Source organism: Methyloceanibacter sp. (assembly GCF_035650995.1).
Lineage (GTDB): Bacteria > Pseudomonadota > Alphaproteobacteria > Rhizobiales > Methyloligellaceae > Methyloceanibacter.
This window is the reverse complement of record NZ_DASRGO010000103.1, coordinates 1-2,009: the sequence shown is the minus strand read 5'-3', so window position 1 is coordinate 2,009 and position 2,009 is coordinate 1. Positions and strand designations below refer to the sequence as shown.

At 64.9% G+C, this 2,009-nt stretch carries 2 protein-coding genes; both read right to left on the bottom strand.

The window, feature by feature from the left end:
• Positions 1–1,092 (bottom strand): anthranilate synthase component I family protein (locus tag VFB18_RS07940; RefSeq protein WP_324973252.1); only part of this gene is annotated, 1,092 nt, incomplete at its 3' end.
• A partial coding sequence (locus VFB18_RS07935; protein WP_324973250.1) for a peptidyl-prolyl cis-trans isomerase occupies positions 1,089–2,009 on the bottom strand: 921 nt, incomplete at its 5' end. The genes VFB18_RS07940 and VFB18_RS07935, both read right to left, overlap by 4 nt.

The following is a 2,009-nucleotide window of genomic DNA, read 5'->3' as shown; positions in this document are numbered from 1 at the left end:
GTCGAGCAGCATCAGGTGTTCGGCCCGCTCTTTCGTGTCGTTGAGCAGCTCCTTGGCAAGCGCCTTGTCTTCCTCCGGCGTCGTTCCACGCGGCCGCGTGCCCGCAATGGGCCGGATCGTGACCTTGCCGTCGCGCACCCGGACCAGAATCTCGGGGCTTGAACCCACCACCGCGAAGTCGCCGAAGTTGAGGTAGTAGAGGAAGGGCGACGGGTTGACCCGCCGCAGCGCTCGGTAGAGCGCGAAGGGAGGCAGCGTGAACGGCGCCTCGAAACGCTGGCTCAGCACCACCTGGAAGATGTCGCCGGCCGCAATGTACTCCTTGGCCCGCACGACGTTGGCCATGTAGGCCTCGGGCGAGGTCGCGGCCTTCGCTTCCGGATGCGGAGCGGCAACGTCCCCCTCGCTTTCATGCGGTAGTGGCTGATCGAGCCGCTCAATGGCGAGATTGAGCCGGTCGCTTGCGCGCGCATAGGCTGACTTGGCGCTTATGCCGGGCGCCGGTCTGACCGGCGTGACGATTGTCATCTCGTCCTTCACCGAATCGAAGATCGCGATCAGAGTGGGACGCACAAGGATCGAATGGGGCAGGGCGAGTGGGTCGCGCTTCTCGGTCGGCAGCCGCTCGATGAGACGCACTGTGTCGTAGCCCATGTAGCCGAAGATGCCGGCTGCCATCGGCGGCAGCTCGGGCGGCAGCGTGATCGCGGACTCGGCAAGCAGCGCTCGGAGCGAGTCGAGCGTCGGGAGCGGCGAGGCGGCGAACCCTTGCGCTCCCGACTGCGGCGCGCGGTTGAGCTCGGCCTCATTGCCGTTGGCGCGCCAGATGACGTCGGGCTCGCAGCCGATGATGGAGTAACGGCCGCGGGTGGCTCCCCCTTCGACCGATTCCAGCAGAAAGCTGTTCGGCCGGTCATGGGCAAGCTTCAGCATCGCCGAGACGGGTGTCTCGAGATCGGCGACGAGCCGTGTCCAAACCACCTGCGCCGCGCCCTCCTCGTAGAGCCTCGCGAAGGCCGCGAAATCCGGCTCGACGGACGCGGACGCGCCTTGCCGAGCGAGCGATGCAACCGAGGCGCGCGCGATGCTCATGGCTCCTCGTTGGTGCCGACGAGCTTGGCAAGCGCCTTCTGATTGACGCTGACCGGGAAGCGGTTCTCGAGCGCGGCGAAATACTCGGCGATGATGTCGTCGCCGATCAGGAACTTGATCTGCGACTTGAGCCGGGCTGCCTCCTTCTCGTCGACCGGGGGCGGCGGCGTCACCTTGTCGACCTTGAACACGATGCGGCCTTCGCCGATACCGGACGGCGCCGAGCCGTAGCCGCCTTCAGGCAGAGTAAAGGCCTGCTGTACGGCCGCCGGAAGGATGTAGACGGCCATGCCGTCGCGCTTCAGAGGATCGCTCGTCAGGACCTCGACATTCAGCTCCTTGGCGACGTCTTCAAGTGTTTTGCCGCCGTTCAGGCTGTCGACCAGGCTTTGCGCGTATTTCGCGACCTTGGTCCGCTCTTCCTCGGTCCGCCAATCCTTGGCGACCTCGTCCTTCACGGCGTCGAAGGGCTTAAGTTGCTCCGGCGTGATGCCGAGCACCTCATACCAGATCACGCCATCGTCCTTGGCGTCGATCGGATCGTTATCCACGCCCACGTCTGTTGCAAATGCCGCGTTGAGCACCTGGGCTTGTGCAGGAAGTGTCACCGCGGAGCCGTCCGGCTTGCGGCCGCCGCGGTCGACCTGGTCGATGACCTGGTAGTTGAGCTTCAACTTGGCCGCGGTCTCCGACAGCTTGGTGCCTGCGGCAAGCTCGTCCTCGATCTTGTCGTGCAAGGCAAAGATGGCGCCGGAAGCGCGTTCCTTGAGCAGCCTCTTCTCAAGATCGGCTTTGGCTTCTTCGAAGGTCGGGGTCTTGCCCGGATCGATCTCGGTCACCCGCAAAAGCACGATGGTGCCGAGCTTGCCGGTGACCGGCTCGCTCACCTTGTTCAGCTCGAGCTTGAAGGCGGCATC